We start from the raw sequence: 17,619 nt of genomic DNA on the forward strand, positions 1-17,619 counted from the left end.
GGTTCCGGCGACACTTTTCTGGATTCTGCGGTGCGACATGACGACTGAGGTGCTTTCCCGTGCGTGGCCGACCGGCAACAGCGTCTGCGGTGAGCTTGTGCGCCGGTTCGACTGGTCGCGGACCTCTCTGGGACCGATCGACCAATGGCCGCAGAATCTGCGCATCAAGGTCAATTCGCTGGTCAATTCGCCAATCCCCCAAGTCCTGATGTGGGGCCGCGATCATGTGATGATCTACAACGACAGCTATGTCGAGATCGCCGGAAACTATCACCCCAAGGCGCTGGGCGGAAAGGTGCCCGACATCTGGCCCGAGATCTGGGATTTCAACAGCACGATCCTGGAACGCGGCCTGGAGGGAGAGGTCCAGGCGTTCCGCGAACAGACGATGGTTCTCAACCGCAGCGGCGCGCCCGAAACCGTCGTCTTCGACCTGTTCTATACCCCGATCTACAATGACGACGGGACGGGGGTCGATGGCGTCCTGTGCACGGTCCTGGAAATCACCAAGACGGTGCGCGCCCGCGAGGCCCTGGCCGAAAGCCAGGCCGAACTGTATCATCTTGCCGATGCCCTGCCGATCCTTGTCGGCTTCATGGACAAGTCGCTGACCTTCCGGTTCGCCAACCAGTGCTATCTGGACATGCTGGGCGTTACCCGCGAACAGGTCATTGGCAGCCAGATCACCGATGTTCTGGGCGCCGAACAGGCGGCCGTGATCGAGGACATGCTGCACCACGCCCTGTCGGGCGAAACGGTCAATGTCGATGCCACCGTCCGCCTGCCCGGCAAAGGCCCCAGGGCGTTCGAGATGCGCTGCCTGCCCCGCAAGACGCGCGACGACCGGATCGACGGCGTCTATATGATCCTGATCGACATCGAGGATCGCAAGCAGACCGAAATCCGCCTGCGCAACAGCAACGACCGCTTCAGTGCGGCTGTGGACGCCATTCACAGCGTGCTGTGGACCAATTCGGCCGATGGGCGGATGGTCGGCGAACAGCGCGGCTGGGCGGCGCTGACGGGACAGGGCCAGGACGAATATCAGGATTACGGCTGGGCCGATGCCGTCCATCCCGACGACCGCGCGGGCACGATCGATGCTTGGCACAAGGCCGTGCAGGCGCGGGCCACCTTTGAATGGGAACATCGGGTTCGCGGCACCGACGGGGACTATCGCATCTTTGCCATCCGCGCCGTGCCCACCCTGGGTGCGGCGGGCGAGATCGTGGAATGGGTCGGCGTCCATACCGACATCACCGAACAGCGCATGAACGAAGCGCAACTGCTGGCCCAGGCCGAGGATTTGCAGCGCCAGGTTGCCCACCGCGAACGCGCCGAGGACCAGTTGCGGCGCTTGAACGAAAACCTGGAAGCCCGCGTCGCGGACGAAATCGACCGCCACCGCAGGACCGAACAGGCCTTGCACCGTTCCCAAAAGATGGAATCCATGGGCCAGCTGACCGGCGGCGTGGCGCATGATTTCAACAACCTGCTGCAAGTGATCGCCGGAAATCTTCAGATGCTGGCAAAGGATGTCGAGGCCGATCCCAAGGCGGGCCAGCGGGTCGAGAACGCCCTGTCCGCCGTGACGCGCGGGGCCAAGCTTGCCAGCCAGCTTCTGGCGTTCGGGCGCCGCCAGCCGCTGGAGCCCAGGGTGATCCAGCCCTGCCGTCTGGTCGGAGAGATGGACGAATTGCTGCGCCGGTCGCTGGGCGAGACGATCGAGGTGCAGGTGATCGTGCCCGAAAACCTGTGGAACATCTGCGTGGACCGGGCACAATTGGAAAGCGCGTTGCTGAACCTGGCGATCAACGCCCGCGACGCCATGGACGGTCCCGGCCGCCTGACCATCGAGATGGCCAACACCCAGCTGGACGAGGTTTACGCGCGGGTGGCGGGCGATGTGTCGGCAGGTGATTATGTCATGCTGGCCGTGACCGATACCGGCTGCGGCATGACCCCGGACGTGCTGGACCGCATCTTCGATCCGTTCTTTTCCACCAAGCCCGAAGGCCGGGGGACCGGCCTTGGCATGTCGATGGTCTATGGCTTCGTCAAGCAATCGGGCGGGCATGTGTCGGTGTACAGCGAGCCGGGCGATGGCACGACGGTGCGCATCTATCTGCCGCGTTCGGAAAGCGAGGAGGAAGCCGACATCCCGCTGTTCGACGGCCCGGTCGTGGGCGGCACCGAAACCGTCCTGGTCGTCGAGGACGACGAGGCCGTTCGGGCCACCGTGGTCGATCTGCTGGGATCGCTGGGATACACGGTGCTGACCGCGCGCGATGCGCAGGCGGGGCTGGCGGTGGTGGAAAGCGGATTGCACATCGACGTGCTGTTCACCGACGTGGTGATGCCCGGCACGCTGTCCAGCCGCGAAATGGCGCGCCGCGCGCAAGAGGTCATTCCGGGGCTGGGGGTGCTGTTCACCTCGGGCTATACCGAAAATTCCATCGTTCATGGCGGCAAGCTGGATCCGGGGGTCGAGCTGTTGTCGAAACCCTATCCGCGCGAAGCCCTGGCCCGGCGGCTGCGCCATGTCATCGCCAATGCCCAGCAGATCCGGCAGGCGGCCGGGGCCGGACATGCGCCCCAGCCGGCGGCGCCCCGGCCCGCGCCCGCGGCGGCGGTGCCCGCGACGGATCGCGGCCTGTCCATCCTTCTGGTCGAGGACAACGGTCTGATCCGCGCCGATACCGCCATCATGCTGGAGGAGATGGGTCACGCCGTGACCCAGGCGGGAAAGGCCGCCCCGGCCCTTGCCTGCCTCGAGGACAAGACCTTTGATCTGCTGCTGACCGATCTGGGCCTGCCGGACATGAACGGCAACGATCTGGCGCAGCGCGCCGTGGCGATCCAGCCGGGGCTGGCGGTCGTCTATGCCACCGGCGACAGCCAGTTGCCCGCGAACTGCCCCGCGCAGACCGTCCTGTTGTGCAAGCCCTATGGCGAAGACCAGTTGCGCGGCGTCGTCAACGAAGCCCTGGGCCGGATTGCCTGAGCCAAGCCCCTTGGCGGAACCAGTATCGCATGTTATCTAGGGGATGTTCTCAGGGCGGGGTGCAATTCCCCACCGGCGGTCACAGCCCGCGAGCGCCCGTCGGCAACGATGGGGTCAGCAGATCCGGTGAAACTCCGGGGCCGACAGTTACAGTCTGGATGAAAGAGAACCGTGGCCGCGTCCTGTCCAAAGGGGCGGTCATGGCTCGTGTCCTGGGACCGTACGCACGCTAACGTAAGGTTCCTGAAAGATGACCCACAAGACCCCCCGTATCGCTTTCATCAAGGCCCGCTGGCATTCCGACGTGGTTGATCGCGCCCATGACGGTTTTCTGGCCGAACAGCAGCGCCTGATGCCCGGCGCCGAAGTGGTGGCCTATGACGTGCCCGGCGCGTTCGAGATGCCGTTGCTGGCCAAGAAACTGGCCCAGACCGGCACATACGACGCCGTGGTCGCCGCCGCCCTGGTCGTCGATGGCGGCATCTATCGCCATGATTTCGTGGCCGCAGCGGTCGTGACCGGCCTGATGACCGCCGGCCTGGAAACCGGCGTCCCGTGTTTCTCGGTGTCGCTGACGCCGCACAATTACCAGGAAACCGACCTGCTGACCGGCTTTTTCCGCGATCATTTTGTCAAGAAGGGCGCCGAGGCCGCGAACGCCGTCCACCAGATTCTGGAACTGGACGCGCGTATCGCCGCCGAGGGGCGCGCGAACGTCGCCTGACGCCGCGCGCCGTCCTTATTCCACCGTGACCGATTTCGCCAGGTTGCGCGGCTGGTCCACGTCGGTGCCCTTGGCGACCGCCGTGTGATAGGCCAGGTACTGCATCGGGATCGCATACAGGATCGGCTGGAACGCCCCGCCGCCCGACGGCATCCGCAACGTCGCCTGGGTGCCGTGCCGCGCCGCCGCCAATCCCGCGTCGTCCGACACCAGCAGGATCGGCCCGTGGCGGGCCATGACCTCTTGCATGTTCGACACGGTCTTTTCGAACAGCGCGTCATGCGGCGCCAGCACGATCACCGGCACGTCGCGGTCGATCAGCGCGATCGGCCCGTGCTTCAGTTCGCCCGATGCATAGCCTTCGGCGTGGATATAGCTCAGTTCCTTCAGCTTCAGCGCGCCTTCCAGGGCCACCGGATACAGCGCCCCGCGCCCTAGGAACAGCACGTCGCGCGCCTGCGACAGCCATTCGGACTGGTCGCGGCAGGCGTCGGACAGGGCCAGGGTCTGCTGCATCAGGGCCGGAATGCTGCGCAGGTCCGCCAGATGCGCGGTCAGTCGCGCATCGTCGATGCGGCCCCGGTCGCGGGCGGCCTTCAACGCCAGGATCGCCAGCACCGTCAACTGGCAGGTAAAGGCCTTGGACGACGCGACGCTGACCTCGATCCCCGCCAGCGTGGGCAGGGCGATGTCGGCGTCCCTGGCGATGGCCGAGGTTCCGACATTGACCAGCCCCACCGTGCGGACGACGTGGCCGCGCGCGTAATGCAAGGCGGCCAGCGTGTCGGCGGTCTCGCCCGACTGGCTGACGGCGATGAACCAGCTGCTGGGCGACAAGGGCGGCTCGCGATAACGGAACTCGGACGCCACGTCGATGTCGCAGGGCAGGCCCGCCAGTTGTTCGAACCAGTATTTCGCCACATGGCCTGCCAGATGCGCCGTGCCGCAGCCGACCAGGCTGATGCGGTCGACGCCCTGGAAATCCAGCCCCTCGGGCAACACGACCCGGTCGCCCTTGACGTAATGGTTCAGCACATCGCCGATCACCACGGGCTGTTCGGCGATTTCCTTGGCCATGAAATGCCGATACCCGCCCCGGTCGATGGCGGTGGCCCCGGTGTCGATGCGGGCTTCGGGGCGGTGGGTCTGGTTGCCGTCGGCGTCGAAGACCTGCACGCCCGCGCGGGTCAGGACCGCGTGGTCGCCGTCCTCCAGATAGGTGATGCGGTCGGTGAAGGGCGCCAGCGCCACGGCGTCCGACCCCAGAAACATCTCGCCCGTGCCGTGGCCGATGGCCAGCGGGCTGCCCTTGCGGGCGGCGACCATCAGATCCCGTTCGCCGTCAAAGATGAAGGCCAGGGCGAATGCGCCCCGCAACCGGGCCAGCGTCCTGCGCGCGGCATCCACAGGCGAGGCGCCCCCGTCCATGTAATGGGCCGTCCACAAGGCCACGGTTTCCGTGTCGGTCTGCGACTGCGGCTGGATGCCCAGGGTCGCCAGTTCCTCGCGCAGGTCGCGGAAATTCTCGATGATGCCGTTGTGGACCACGGCCACGGGGCCGGACTGGTGGGGGTGGGCGTTCACCTCGGTCGCGGGGCCGTGGGTGGCCCAGCGGGTGTGGCCGATGCCGATATGGCCGGGCAGGGGATCGTGGACCAGCCGGTCCGACAGGTTCACCAGCTTGCCCACCGCGCGCCGCCGGTCCAGGCGGCCGCCGGCGTCCACCGTCGCCACGCCCGCGCTGTCATAGCCGCGGTATTCCAGCCGCCGCAGGGCGTCGACCAGTTGCGGGGACACCTCGTGCGACCCCAGGATACCGATGATGCCGCACATCAGCGGGACTCCTTTTTCGCGCGCAGGGCGGCCATCAGGCGGGTGGCCAGGCCGGGCTTGGTGGTCTGGCGCGCGCGGCCGATGGCCAGGGCGCCGTCGGGCACGTCCTGGGTGATGACCGACCCCGATCCGGTCATGGCATCATCGCCCACGCGCACGGGCGCCACCAGCATCGTGTCGCTGCCGATGAAGGCGCGGGCGCCGATGTCGGTGCGGTGCTTCATCACGCCGTCATAATTGCAAGTGATGGTGCCTGCGCCGATGTTCGTATGCTCGCCCACATGCGCGTCGCCCAGATAGGTCAGGTGGCCGACCTTGACGCCTTCGTCCAGCACTGCGTTCTTGATTTCCACGAAATTGCCGACATGCACGTCGCCGCCCAGTTCCGCGCCGGGACGCAGGCGGGCAAAGGGACCGACGTTCGCCCCGGACGAGACATGGCAGCCTTCCAGATGGCAGAAGGGCAGGATCTCGGCCCCCGATTCCACCGTCACGCCGGGACCGAAGACGACACTCGGACCGATCACGGCATCGCGGCCGATCACCGTGTCCAGGGCGAACCAGACCGTCGCCGGATCGCACAGCGTCACGCCATCCTCCAATGCGCGCCGCCGGGCACGGTCCTGGAACGTCGCCTCGGCCTCGGCCAGTTCCGCGCGGGTGTTGATGCCCAGGGTTTCGGATTCGTCGCAAGTGACGACATCGGCGCGCCGCCCTTCCGCGCGGGCCAGCGCCACCAGATCGGTCAGGTAGTATTCCCCGGATGCGTTCCGGTTCGTAAGCCGCACGATCAACTGCCGCAGCAGCGACGCATCCAGCGCCATGACCCCGGAATTGCACAGCGCGATGTCGCGTGTCGCCGCATCCGCGTCCTTGTATTCGACGATCCGGTCCAGCCCCCGCGCGCCGACGATCAATCGGCCATAGCGGCCCGGCTCCTCGGCCTCGAACCCCAGCACCACCAGATCCGAGGGATGAGAGGCCAAGGCCAGAAGCGTGTCTTCGCCGATAAAGGGGGTGTCGCCATAAAGGACGATCACGCGCCCCTCGAACCCCTCAAGCTCGGGCAGGGCCTGGCGGACGGCGTGGCCGGTGCCAAGCTGTTCGGCTTGCAGGACGATCCGCGCGTCCGGGTCGATCCTGGCCACGGCCTTCGTCACCTGATCGGCGCCGTGGCCCGCCACGACGATCACCTGTTCGGGGTCCAGAACGCGCGCGGCCGCAAGCGCATGGCCGATCAGAGGCACGCCCGCCAGCCGGTGCAGCACCTTGGGCAGGTCGGACTGCATCCGGCTGCCCTGTCCGGCCGCCAGAACCACGATTGCCAGGGATTTCTCTGCCATGCCCGTTCCATTGTCTGTTCAAATCCGCTGACGGGCGTTCTAATCGGGGCGGGGCGTGGGGGAAAGCCCCGCGCGTTCACCTTTGGTGTCGGATCGTTGCGGAAAGGAACAGCATGGCGGGAACGGTGGTTTTCGATCTGGACGGAACGCTGGCCGACACCTCGGCCGACCTGATCGCGGCGGCCAACGCCTGCTTCAGGGCGCGCGGGCTGGATGTCGCGCTGGATCCGCTGGCCGACGCGCTGACCGCGTTCCACGGCGGGCGGGCGATGCTGCGGGCGGGATACGGGCGGATAAACGGCGACCTGCTGTTGCCGCCGGGCGCCGAGGAGGAGGACTATCCCCGCCTGCTGGACCATTACGGCGCCAACATCGCCGTTCACACCCGGCTGTATCCGGGGGTCGAGGCCGCGCTGGATGTGCTGGAGGCCGACGGACACGTTCTGACCGTCTGCACCAACAAGCCCGGTTCGCTGGCGGAAACCCTGCTGGACGCGCTGGGCGTGCGCCACCGTTTCGCATCGATGATCGCCGCCGACACGCTGCCGGTCCGCAAGCCCGATCCGCGTCCCTATCGGGCGGCGGTGGAACGGGCAGGGGGCAGCGTCGCGGCGTCGTTCCTGGTGGGCGACACCGAAACCGACCGCAAGACCGCAACGGCGGCGGGGGTCAGGGTCGCGCTGGTGTCCTTTGGGCCGGAAGGCGAGGCGATTTCCCGGCTGGCCCCCGACGCGCTGATCGGGCATTTCGACGAATTGCCCGATCTGGCCCGGCGCTGGCTGGGATAAGATTATTCCGCCTTGTCGGCCGGTTTGGCGTTCAGGTGGCCATAGTTCTGGGCGCCGATGGTGTCGAACAGGTGCAGCTGGGTTTCCAGGAAATCGATATGGCCTTCCTCGTCCTTGATGAGGTCGTCGAATAGAGCCTTGGACACCTGGTCGTTGATGCTGGAACAGTATTCCCGCGCCTCCAGATACAGGGTGCAGGCGTCGTGTTCGGCGGCCAGGTCGGATTCCAGCGTTTCCTTGAGCGTCTGGCCGATGCGCAGCGGATCCAGCTTTTGCAGGTTCGGATGGCCTTCCAGAAAGATAATGCGCGCGATCAGCCGGTCGGCGTGGTGCATTTCCTCGATGGATTCGGCGCGGGACTTGTCGGCGATGCGGCCGAAGCCCCAGTCTTCCTGCAACCGGTAATGCAGCCAGTACTGGCTGACGGCGGTCAGTTCAGACCGCAGCGCCGCGTTGAGATACTCGATGACCTTTGCGTCGCCCTTCATGGTGGGTATCCTTTGCGATGTCTGATTTCGCCCGCAAGATCGGCGGTGCCACCATCAGATTACCGCAGTGACGCATGGTGTCCAGAAAGAGCGGCATGCACCCCCCGCAATCGGCGCGTTTGCCAAGCGCGTGATAGATCTTTCCGGGGGTGATGATGGTCTGCGGATCGGCGCTGCGCATCCAGTCGATGGCCGCCTTGATCTGGTGGTCCGAAATCTGGGTGCAGTGGCAGACGATCATCGGCGCGCTCCGTGTTGAGGGAGACATAGCGATTCTGTCGGGTTTGTAAAGCTGACTTTTTTGCTTGGGTCGCGGCGGCGTCTTGACCCGTGGGGCGCGCGGGCGCAAAAGCCCGGCCATGAAGCTGTCCGATTTCGATTTCGACCTGCCGCCCGCGCTGATCGCCACGCGCCCGGTCCGCCCGCGTTCGTCGGCGCGGCTGCTGGTGGCGCAGGCAAGTGCCATCGCGGATCATCGGGTCAGCGATCTGCCCGGCATCCTGCGGGCCGGCGACGTGCTGGTGCTGAACGATACACAGGTCATTCCCGCGCGCCTGACCGGCACGCGCGCGCGCCCGACGCCGCAGGGCGAGGCCGTGGCCGGGATCGAGGTCACGCTGCTGGAACCGGCAGCCCAAGGCTGGCGCGCCTTGGCCAGACCCCTGCGCAAGCTGCGCGTGGGCGAGGTGATCCGGTTCGGCGACGCCTTGTCCGCCGAGGTCGTCGAGATCGCCGGGGGCGAACTGTTGCTGCGCTTTGACGCCCATGGCGATGCCTTCGACGCGGCCTTGGCGCAGGTCGGCGCGATGCCGCTGCCGCCCTATATCGCCGCGCTGCGGGCGCCGGACGATCAGGACCGCGACGATTATCAGACCGTCTGGGCCGCGCGCCGGGGCGCCGTCGCCGCGCCCACCGCCAGCCTGCATTTCGACGCGGACCTGCTGGACCGACTTGCCGCGCAGGGCGTTCAGTTCGTCCACGTCACCCTGCATGTCGGCGCGGGCACGTTCCTGCCCGTCAAGGTGGACGACGTGACCACCCACCGGATGCACGCCGAATGGGGCGAGGTCGGGGCGGACGCCGCCGCCGCCATCAACCGCGCCAAGGCCGAAGGCCGCCGCGTGATCCCCGTGGGCACGACCGCGCTGCGGCTGATCGAATCGGCGGCCAGGCCGGACGGGCGCATCGCGCCGTTCCGGGGCACGACCGACATCTTCATCTATCCCGGCTATCGTTTCCGCGTGACCGACGGGCTGATGACGAATTTCCACCTGCCGAAATCGACGCTGCTGATGCTGGTGTCGGCGCTGATGGGGCAGGACCGGATCCGGCGGGTCTATGACCACGCCGTGACGCAGGGTTATCGGTTCTTCAGCTATGGCGATGCGTCGCTGCTGATCCCCTAGGGTCGCTTTCCGGGTGGCCGAAACGCCGCGAATGGGTCAGATGTGGTCGCATCCCGACACCCGGCGAAAGACCCCCGATGCTGTCCGTGCTGCGAACCACATGGCCCCTGTTCCTGGGCATCCTGCTGCTGATGGTCGGCAACGGGATGCAGGGCACGCTGCTGGGCATCCGCGGCGGGATCGAGGGGATTCCGACCTTGCAGATGTCGGTGGTCATGTCGGGTTACTTCGCGGGCTTCCTGCTGGGCAGCCTGACGGTGCCGGGCTTCATCAGGAACGTCGGCCATGTGCGGGTCTTCGCGGCGCTTGGCTCCATGATCTCGTCCGTTCTGGTGCTTTACGCGGTGGAACCCAACTGGATCTGGTGGACCATCCTGCGCATGATCGTCGGGTTCTGCTTTTGCGGGGTCTATATCACGTCCGAAAGCTGGCTGAACGCGGGATCCACCAACGAAAACCGCGGCCAGACGCTGTCGGCCTATATGATCGTGCAACTGCTGGGGATCGTCGCGGCGCAGGCGCTGCTGAACACCAGCGATCCGGGCGGCTACATGCTGTTCATCGTGGCCTCGGTCCTGGTGTCCTTTGCCTTCATGCCGATCCTTTTGTCGGCCCGGCCCGCGCCGCAGTTCCAGACCATCAAGCGCATGTCCTTTGCCCGGCTGTATCGCGCGTCCCCGCTGGGCTGCGTGGGGATCTTCCTGATGGGGGGCGTGTTTGCCGTCCTGTCGGGGATGTCGTCGGTCTGGGGGGCGACCATCGGGCTGTCGGTCGCGCAGATATCGCTGTTCGTGGCCGCCAGCTATGCGGGCGGGCTGGTGCTGCAATATCCGATCGGCTGGATTTCCGACCGCTACGACCGGCGCAAGCTGGTGCTGATCCTGGCGGCGGCGGGCGCGATCACCGGCGTGGCCGCCATCGCGGCCCAGCCGGGAACGCTGGGGCTGGTCGTCGCGGGGGCGCTGATGGGGGGCATCGCCAACCCGATCTATGCGCTGCTGCTGGCCTATACCAACGATTATCTGGACCAGTCCGACATGGCGTCGGCGTCGGCAGGGCTGCTGTTCATCTATGGCATCGGGTCGATGGGCGGGCCGATCATCACCGGCTGGCTGATGGAGGTGATCGGCCCGGACGGGTTCTGGGTCTACATGGCGGTGCTGCTGGCTCTGCTGACCGCCTATGCCGGCTGGCGCACGACCCGACGCCGCGCGCTGACCCCCGACGAACAGGGCAATTTCGCCGTCATCACCCCCAATGCCACAACCGTCGCCGCCAGCGCCGCGCTGGACGAACGGCAGTCCGATCCGGCGGACAGGCGGTCTTCTGACGCGGCGTAATCGGGCTGCTTGTTCCCCCCCGGCGATTGGTTTAACGCTGAACTATCGTGACCTGACGGGGAAGACTTATGGCCCAGAATTTCGACATGGTGGTGATTGGTGCCGGACCGGGCGGCTATGTCGCCGCGATCCGGGGCGCGCAGCTGGGCCTGAAGGTGGCCTGCATCGAACGCGAGCATCTGGGCGGCATCTGCCTGAACTGGGGCTGCATCCCCACCAAGGCGCTGCTGCGGTCGGCCGAGGTGTTCCACCTGATGCACCGTGCCAAGGATTTCGGGCTGTCGGCCCAGGGGATCGGCTTTGACCTGGACAGGGTCGTGGCCCGGTCGCGCGGCGTCGCCAAGCAGTTGACCGGCGGCATCGGCCACCTGTTCAAGAAGAACAAGGTCACCACCATCATGGGCGAGGCGCGGCTGACTGCGCCTGGAAAGATCAGCGTCAAGACCGACAAGGGCACCGAGGAGGTGACGGCCCCGAACATCGTCCTGGCCACCGGCGCCCGCGCCCGCGAACTGCCGGGGCTGGAACCGGACGGCAAGCTGGTCTGGAACTACAAGCACGCGCTGGTGCCGCCGCATATGCCCAAAAAGCTGCTGGTGATCGGATCGGGCGCCATCGGCATCGAGTTCGCCAGCTTCTTCAACACGCTGGGCGCCGAGACCACGGTGGTCGAGGTGATGGACCGCGTGCTGCCCGTCGAGGATGCCGAGATCAGCGCATTCGCCAAGAAGGCCTTCGTCAAGCAGGGCATGAACATCCTGGAAAAGGCCACGGTCAAGACGCTGGACCGCAAGGGCAGCACCGTGACCGCTCATATCGAAACGGGCGGCAAGGCCGAGACGCGGAATTTCGACACGGTGATTTCCGCCGTGGGCATCGTCGGCAACGTCGAAAACCTGGGGCTGGAGGATCTGGGCGTCAAGGTGGACCGCACCCATGTCCTGACCGACGAATACTGCCGCACGGGGGTGCCCGGCCTTTATGCCATCGGCGATGTGGCCGGTGCGCCCTGGCTTGCGCACAAGGCCAGCCATGAAGGCGTGATGGTGGCCGAACTGATCGCCGGCGGGCATCCGCATCCGGTCAAGCCGTCCAGCATCGCGGGCTGCACCTATTGCCACCCGCAGGTCGCGTCGGTCGGCCTGACCGAGGCCAAGGCCAAGGAGCTGGGCCACGATGTCAAGGTCGGCCGCTTTCCCTTTATGGGCAACGGCAAGGCCATCGCGCTGGGGGAACCGGAAGGGATGATAAAGACCGTGTTCGACGCCAAGACCGGCGAGTTGCTGGGCGCCCACATGGTCGGCGCCGAGGTGACGGAGCTGATCCAGGGCTATATCATCGGCCGCCAGCTTGAGACGACCGAGCAGGATCTGATGGAGACGGTATTCCCGCACCCGACCCTGTCCGAGATGATGCACGAGGCGGTCCTGGACGCCTATGGCCGGGCGATCCATTTCTGATTGCCGTTGCGCGGGGCGCGGCCGCAACGCCCGCCCCGTCAAGACCCTGTTAACCGTTTCGTAACTATCTCTTTGCGCGTGCGCCGCCTTGCCGCGGTTGAAGGAGATGGGTCATGAACATTGCGATCACCAACGGGCTTTTGCTGATGCCGCCCGCCTTTCGGGGCGGACTCAACGCGTGGTCGCGCACGGACGGCACCCCCGGCAGCCCGACCTGGGCATCCGCCGACAACGGCGCCCTTGTTCCGGCCGACCAGGATTTCGGCACCTGCCTCGAAGTGATGAAGCAGCAGACCACGACCTCGATCCGCTTCATGGGCGAAACGCCGATGATCCCCGGCGTCTATCTGCGGGTGTCGGCCCGGATCAAGGCGGTGGCGGGGGCCTTGTGCAGCGCGCGGATCGCCGGGTGGGCGGGCAATGGATCGCGCGCGCGCGTCACCGGCCTGATCGAGACCGGGCCGTCCGTGCCCCTGACCGCCTATGGCGACGTGGTGGAGATCAGCGCCATCGTCGGGGTCGGATCGCGGCGGGGCGTGGACATGGCCTGGGGCACGGCGCCGGTCTATGGCCATTTCGGGCTGGATCTGGTCGGCGCCAACGGCGGCGCCTTTCGCATCGAATCGATCCGCATCGACGACGTGACGGCGGCCTTCATCCCGTCGCTGATCGACTGGGTGGACGTGCGCGATTTCGGGGCCAGGGGCGACAATGTGACCAACGATCGCGCGGCCTTTGTCGCCGCCGATCAGGCCGCGAATGGCGGATCGATCCTGGTGCCCGAGGGCACGTTCTTCATCAGCGGCGATCTGGGCATCAACAGCAGGGTCCGCTTCAAGGGCACCCTTCGCACGCCCGCCGAAACGCGGGTGTCGTTCTTGCAGGATTTCGATTTTCCGACCTATGCGGCCGCCTTCGGCGACGAGACGCTGGGCATGAAAAAGGCGTTGCAGGCGTTGTTCGGCTATACCGACCATGTGGCGCTGAACCTGTGCGGGCGCCGCGTCGATCTGACCGAACCGCTGGAAATCGGCGCCCTGGCCCCCGGCCTGACCGGGTTTTCCAACCGCCGGGTGATCTGCAACGGCAGCATCAGCGCCAAGGCGGGAACGGCCTGGGACAGCAGCCGATGGACCAGCACCGCCACCTATGACCCGGCCCAGCCGTTGCGCCTGTCGAATGTCGCCAATGTCGCCGCCATCGAGATCGGCAGCCGCGTCACCGGCCCCGGCGTGGGGCGCGAGGTCTATGTCAATGCCAAGGATGTCGCCGCCCGCATCCTGACCCTGTCCCAGCCCTTTTTCGGCGGGGCGGGAACCCGCAGCTATACCTTTGAACGCTTTCGCTATCTGTTTGATTTTTCGGGCGTGGAACAGGTGTCGCGCCTGAATTTCGTTGATCTGGACCTGAACTGCGAAGGCGTCGCCAGCGGCATCATGCTGCCCCCCAAGGGCGAGATGATCGCCCTGCGCGACTGCTACATGACCAAGCCCAGGGATCGCGGCATCACCTCGATCGGGCGGGGCTGCCAGGACATGCTGGTGGACCGCTGCCAGTTCCTGTCCAACGAAATGGACCTGCCCGCGCAGCAGCGGACCACCATCGCCATCAACGTGAACGCCAACGACGTGAAGATCCGCGACAACCGTTTCGTCCGGTTCGCGCATTTCATGGTGGCCAGCGGCGGCGGGCACATCATTTCCGGCAATCACTGGTTCCAGGGCGACGGATCGGGCGAGGGGCTGCGGTATGCCGGGCTGGTGCTGACGCGGCCGAACGTGCAGACCACGATCAACGGCAATTACATCGACAACGCCTCTGTCGAATGGACCAACGAGCACAGCGCCGAACCGGATTTCACAGGCGACGAATTCAGCTTTGGCGGGCTGACCATCACCGGCAACACCTGCCTGTGTTCCAACACGGCGGCCTGGTTCACCTGGCTGACCGTCAAGCCCTTCGGAACCGGGCATTTCGTCCATGGCCTGACCGTGACCAGCAACGTGTTCAAGGCGCTTTACGGCGATGTGGACCGGATCGAGCGGGTCGACACGTCGATCGCCGATCTGGACTATAACAACATGCGCAACCTTCAGTTCGCAGGAAACACCTTCAACGGGGTTCGGAACTATGTCTCCAACCCGCTGATGTTGCAGCACAACCAGACGGCATCGGCGGCCATCTGGACCCTGCCGGTGATCGAGGGGCTGCCCTTCAGGGGCTGGGCCAAGTCGGTGCAGTCGGTGATCGCCGAAACCCCCATCACCAACGCCAGCGGCGCGCGCATCGATTCCGCGCCTTGGGTGCAGACCGAAGTCGGTCCCGGCAGGCGGCAGATCCAGTTGAACTGGCCCGTCGCCGCAAAGGGCCGCGTCAGCGTCTATGCCCGGATGGACCGCCCGCAATAAGGCCCCCGATCCCGGACCCTCCACCGCCGCGGCCTCTCGCGGCGGTTTTTTCAGGCGATACCCAAGTCGGTCGGCGTCAGGCGGAAGGCCGCGCCAAAACCCGCATTCAGGAACGCCGACCGCGGCGCCAGGCGCCAGAACCCGAAATCCGGCAGGTCGATGAACGCCGCCGCCTTGGGATGCGCCGCAAGCCAGCGGTTCCGCAACCCGGCCGGATCGGCGACGGGCCGGGCGGCCACCTGCACGGACAGGCGGGGCCAGGTCATCGGATCCCCTCGGTTCCCAGGCGCATCCACAAATATCGCCGCGCGGGGATCGGCCGCAAGCGCCCGGCTGTGGACCGCCAGCCCCGACAGCAGCGCCACCGGCGCGCCGGTGGCGTCGATCTGGCAGGCGATCCTGGACAGATGCGGATGGCCGGTGTCCGGGTCGTTGACGGCCAGCACGGCATGGCGCATCGCCCCCAGAATCTGCCGGGCGGCCTGCCGCGCATTGTCGCCAGCGGTTCGGACCGGATCCCTGGACATGGGCCAAAGGCTGCGACGGTGCCGTCCGGTTTGCAAGCCTTGTGAAAGATTTACAAAATATATGCCCTATTCGTCAATTTGTTTTCAAAATTCTCTTTTCGTTAAAATCACTTAACAGACATGCCGGGATATGATTAACATTCTCAGGGGTCGGTGCGCGGTCTGCGGCGCGTGACCGAAACAGGGCCGGACCCGTTGCGGGACGCAACAGCGAGGAGGGGGAGAATGAGCCACGAAACGATTGAAAAGCATCCAATTCCGGCGGGTTTCGAAAACGCCCACGTAGGCCCGGCCGACTATGCCCGGCTGTATGCCGAATCGATCGCCGACCCCGAATCGTTCTGGCGCCGCGAAGGCCGGCGGCTGGACTGGATCCACCCCTACAGCGTCGTCAAGAACACCGACTTCACCTTTGGCGCGGTGTCGATCAAGTGGTTCGAGGACGGCATCCTGAACGCCTCGGTCAACTGCATCGACCGGCATCTGCCCGCCCGCGCCGACCAGACCGCGATCATCTTCGAACCCGACGATCCCGCCACGCCCGCCCGGCACATCACCTATGCGCAGCTGTCGGAAAAGGTGAACCGCTTTGCCAATGTCCTGCTGAGCCAGGGCATCATGCGCGGCGACCGGGTGGTGATCTATCTGCCGATGATCCCCGAGGCGGCCTATGCCATGCTGGCCTGCGCGCGGATCGGGGCGGTCCATTCCATCGTCTTCGCGGGCTTTTCCCCCGATGCGCTGGCCAACCGCATCAACGACTGCGGCGCCAAGGTGGTCATCACCGCCGACACCGCGCCGCGCGGCGGGCGCCGCACGAACCTCAAGGCCAACACCGACGCGGCGCTCCTGCATTGCTCGGACCGGGTGCGCTGCCTGGTGGTCAAGCACACCGGCGACCAGACGACCTGGATCGACGGGCGCGACGTGGACGTGAAGGCGCTGATGGAGACCGCCAGCCCCGATTGCCCGCCCCGCCCCATGGGGGCCGAAGATCCGCTGTTCATCCTGTACACCTCGGGATCGACCGGAAAGCCCAAGGGGGTGGTCCATACCACGGGCGGCTATCTGGTCTATGCGGCGATGACGCACCAGTACACCTTCGACTACAAGGACGGCGACGTCTTCTGGTGCACGGCGGATGTGGGCTGGGTCACGGGCCACAGCTATATCGTCTATGGCCCGCTGGCCAACGGCGCGACCACCGTGATGTTCGAAGGCGTGCCGACCTGGCCTGACGCGGGCCGTTTCTGGGAGGTGTGCGCCAAGCACAAGGTCACGCAGTTCTATACCGCGCCGACCGCGATCCGGTCGCTGATGGCCAAGGGCACCGATCCCATCCGGGGCCACGACCTGTCCAGCCTGCGCATCCTGGGCACCGTCGGCGAACCCATCAACCCCGAGGCCTGGAACTGGTATAACGACAACATCGGCAAGGGCCGCTGCCCGATCGTGGACACCTGGTGGCAGACCGAAACCGGCGGCCACCTTATCACGCCCCTGCCCGGCGCCATCGAGACCAAGGCCGGCTCCGCGACGCTGCCGTTCTTCGGCATCCAGCCGGTGATCCTGGACGCCGCCACCGCGCAGGTCCAGGACGGCAATCCGGCCGAGGGGGTGCTGTGCATCGCTGACAGCTGGCCCGGCCAGATGCGCACCCTGTGGGGCGATCACGGCCGCTTCATGGAGGCGTATTTCCAGCAGTACCCCGGCTATTACTTCACCGGCGACGGCTGCCGGCGCGACGAGGACGGCTATTACTGGATCACCGGCCGCGTCGATGACGTCATCAACGTCAGCGGCCACCGCATGGGCACGGCCGAGGTCGAATCGGCCCTGGTCGCCCATGAAAAGGTCGCCGAGGCCGCCGTGGTCGGATACCCGCATCCGCTCAAGGGGCAGGGCATCTATGCCTATGTCACGCTGATGAACGGCGTCCAGCCCAGCGACGACTTGCGGGCCGATCTGGAAAAATGGGTCCGCATGGAAATCGGTCCCATCGCCAAGCCCGACCTGATCCAGTGGGCGCCCGGAATGCCCAAGACCCGGTCCGGCAAGATCATGCGCCGCATCCTGCGCAAGATTGCCGAAAACGACTATGGCGCCCTGGGCGACATCTCGACCCTGGCCGAACCCGAGGTGGTGGACGATCTGATCGCCAACCGGATGAACAGGGCCTGACCGCGCCGGGGGCCGCGCCCCCGCGACCATGACAGGGCGGCCTCCGGGCAGGAGGATCCGGGTGCCGCCAGACCAGCCTGACGAGCGATCCCAGTTTCGCGCTTCGGAAAAACCCCC

Annotated in this window: 13 protein-coding genes and 1 riboswitch; of the genes, 8 read left to right on the top strand and 5 right to left on the bottom strand. The window is 66.2% G+C overall.

Going from position 1 to position 17,619, the window contains the following annotated elements; translation table 11 throughout:
• The first annotated feature begins 37 nt into the window (after nt 1-37).
• Both CHB77_RS02845 and CHB77_RS02850 read left to right on the top strand, forming a co-directional pair.
• Entirely contained in the window at nt 38-3,004 is a 2,967-nt protein-coding gene (locus CHB77_RS02845; protein ID WP_089386639.1) for a hybrid sensor histidine kinase/response regulator, read from the top strand.
• A 41-nt stretch (nt 3,005-3,045) separates the two neighbouring features.
• A riboswitch (FMN riboswitch) is annotated at nt 3,046-3,178 on the top strand.
• A 76-nt stretch (nt 3,179-3,254) separates the two neighbouring features.
• Nucleotides 3,255-3,728 (top strand): 6,7-dimethyl-8-ribityllumazine synthase, encoded by a 474-nt coding sequence (locus CHB77_RS02850; RefSeq protein WP_089386640.1) that lies wholly within the window; start codon nt 3,255-3,257, stop codon nt 3,726-3,728.
• Between the two features lie 15 nt (nt 3,729-3,743).
• On the opposite strand, the gene glmS is transcribed toward CHB77_RS02850, so the two are convergent.
• Together glmS and glmU are read right to left on the bottom strand one after the other, a co-directional pair.
• Nucleotides 3,744-5,561 carry a glutamine--fructose-6-phosphate transaminase (isomerizing) gene (glmS, locus tag CHB77_RS02855; protein WP_089386641.1) on the bottom strand — a complete coding sequence of 606 codons (1,818 nt, stop codon included), beginning with the start codon at nt 5,559-5,561 and terminating at the stop codon, nt 3,744-3,746.
• Nucleotides 5,561-6,904, bottom strand: a complete 1,344-nt coding sequence (gene glmU / locus CHB77_RS02860; protein ID WP_089386642.1) for a bifunctional UDP-N-acetylglucosamine diphosphorylase/glucosamine-1-phosphate N-acetyltransferase GlmU — start codon at nt 6,902-6,904, stop codon at nt 5,561-5,563. Before glmU ends, glmS begins: the two co-directional genes overlap by 1 nt.
• 113 nt (nt 6,905-7,017) lie before the next feature.
• Here glmU and CHB77_RS02865 point away from each other — a divergent pair, with 113 nt between their 5' ends.
• Nucleotides 7,018-7,692, top strand: coding sequence for an HAD hydrolase-like protein (locus CHB77_RS02865; protein ID WP_089386643.1), 675 nt, complete (start codon nt 7,018-7,020; stop codon nt 7,690-7,692).
• Nucleotides 7,693-7,694: 2 nt separating this feature from the next.
• On the opposite strand, the gene bfr is transcribed toward CHB77_RS02865, so the two are convergent.
• Together bfr and CHB77_RS02875 are read right to left on the bottom strand one after the other, a co-directional pair.
• Nucleotides 7,695-8,180: a bacterioferritin gene (bfr, locus tag CHB77_RS02870; RefSeq protein ID WP_089386644.1), complete on the bottom strand. Its 486-nt coding sequence runs from the start codon at nt 8,178-8,180 to the stop codon at nt 7,695-7,697.
• Nucleotides 8,128-8,421 (bottom strand): (2Fe-2S)-binding protein, encoded by a 294-nt coding sequence (locus CHB77_RS02875; RefSeq protein WP_089386645.1) that lies wholly within the window; start codon nt 8,419-8,421, stop codon nt 8,128-8,130. The genes bfr and CHB77_RS02875 overlap by 53 nt, the downstream gene beginning before the upstream one ends.
• 118 nt (nt 8,422-8,539) lie before the next feature.
• Between CHB77_RS02875 and queA the strand changes: the two genes are divergently transcribed.
• The 4 genes from queA to CHB77_RS02895 all read left to right on the top strand — a co-directional run bounded on the left by queA (nt 8,540) and on the right by CHB77_RS02895 (nt 14,794).
• Nucleotides 8,540-9,586: a tRNA preQ1(34) S-adenosylmethionine ribosyltransferase-isomerase QueA gene (queA, locus tag CHB77_RS02880; RefSeq protein ID WP_089386646.1), complete on the top strand. Its 1,047-nt coding sequence runs from the start codon at nt 8,540-8,542 to the stop codon at nt 9,584-9,586.
• Nucleotides 9,587-9,663: 77 nt separating this feature from the next.
• Nucleotides 9,664-10,926 (top strand): MFS transporter, encoded by a 1,263-nt coding sequence (locus CHB77_RS02885; protein WP_089386647.1) that lies wholly within the window; start codon nt 9,664-9,666, stop codon nt 10,924-10,926.
• 68 nt (nt 10,927-10,994) lie between these two features.
• Nucleotides 10,995-12,386, top strand: a complete 1,392-nt coding sequence (gene lpdA / locus CHB77_RS02890) for a dihydrolipoyl dehydrogenase (protein WP_089386648.1) — start codon at nt 10,995-10,997, stop codon at nt 12,384-12,386.
• 113 nt (nt 12,387-12,499) lie between these two features.
• Entirely contained in the window at nt 12,500-14,794 is a 2,295-nt protein-coding gene (locus CHB77_RS02895) for a glycosyl hydrolase family 28-related protein (protein ID WP_089386649.1), read from the top strand.
• Between the two features lie 50 nt (nt 14,795-14,844).
• Here CHB77_RS02895 and CHB77_RS02900 read toward each other — a convergent pair whose 3' ends face one another.
• The gene (locus CHB77_RS02900) at nt 14,845-15,321 is read right to left on the bottom strand and encodes a pyridoxamine 5-phosphate oxidase (RefSeq protein ID WP_089386650.1); all 477 of its coding nucleotides are present in this window, start codon (nt 15,319-15,321) and stop codon (nt 14,845-14,847) included.
• Between the two features lie 225 nt (nt 15,322-15,546).
• Between CHB77_RS02900 and acs the strand changes: the two genes are divergently transcribed.
• Nucleotides 15,547-17,502 (top strand): acetate--CoA ligase, encoded by a 1,956-nt coding sequence (acs, locus tag CHB77_RS02905; protein ID WP_089386651.1) that lies wholly within the window; start codon nt 15,547-15,549, stop codon nt 17,500-17,502.
• Nucleotides 17,503-17,619: the final 117 nt, after the last annotated feature.

It is taken from the genome of Paracoccus sediminis, from assembly GCF_900188295.1.
Lineage (GTDB): Bacteria > Pseudomonadota > Alphaproteobacteria > Rhodobacterales > Rhodobacteraceae > Paracoccus > Paracoccus sediminis.

Excerpts from the sequence above, each read along its gene's own strand:
- CHB77_RS02845 (WP_089386639.1), top strand. The coding sequence starts at position 38 with ATGACGACTGAGGTGCTTTCCCGTGCGTGGCCGACCGGCAACAGCGTC.
- CHB77_RS02850 (WP_089386640.1), top strand. The coding sequence starts at position 3,255 with ATGACCCACAAGACCCCCCGTATCGCTTTCATCAAGGCCCGCTGGCAT.
- glmS (WP_089386641.1), bottom strand. The coding sequence starts at position 5,561 with ATGTGCGGCATCATCGGTATCCTGGGGTCGCACGAGGTGTCCCCGCAA.
- glmU (WP_089386642.1), bottom strand. The coding sequence starts at position 6,904 with ATGGCAGAGAAATCCCTGGCAATCGTGGTTCTGGCGGCCGGACAGGGC.
- CHB77_RS02865 (WP_089386643.1), top strand. The coding sequence starts at position 7,018 with ATGGCGGGAACGGTGGTTTTCGATCTGGACGGAACGCTGGCCGACACC.
- bfr (WP_089386644.1), bottom strand. The coding sequence starts at position 8,180 with ATGAAGGGCGACGCAAAGGTCATCGAGTATCTCAACGCGGCGCTGCGG.
- CHB77_RS02875 (WP_089386645.1), bottom strand. The coding sequence starts at position 8,421 with ATGATCGTCTGCCACTGCACCCAGATTTCGGACCACCAGATCAAGGCG.
- queA (WP_089386646.1), top strand. The coding sequence starts at position 8,540 with ATGAAGCTGTCCGATTTCGATTTCGACCTGCCGCCCGCGCTGATCGCC.
- CHB77_RS02885 (WP_089386647.1), top strand. The coding sequence starts at position 9,664 with ATGCTGTCCGTGCTGCGAACCACATGGCCCCTGTTCCTGGGCATCCTG.
- lpdA (WP_089386648.1), top strand. The coding sequence starts at position 10,995 with ATGGCCCAGAATTTCGACATGGTGGTGATTGGTGCCGGACCGGGCGGC.
- CHB77_RS02895 (WP_089386649.1), top strand. The coding sequence starts at position 12,500 with ATGAACATTGCGATCACCAACGGGCTTTTGCTGATGCCGCCCGCCTTT.
- CHB77_RS02900 (WP_089386650.1), bottom strand. The coding sequence starts at position 15,321 with ATGTCCAGGGATCCGGTCCGAACCGCTGGCGACAATGCGCGGCAGGCC.
- acs (WP_089386651.1), top strand. The coding sequence starts at position 15,547 with ATGAGCCACGAAACGATTGAAAAGCATCCAATTCCGGCGGGTTTCGAA.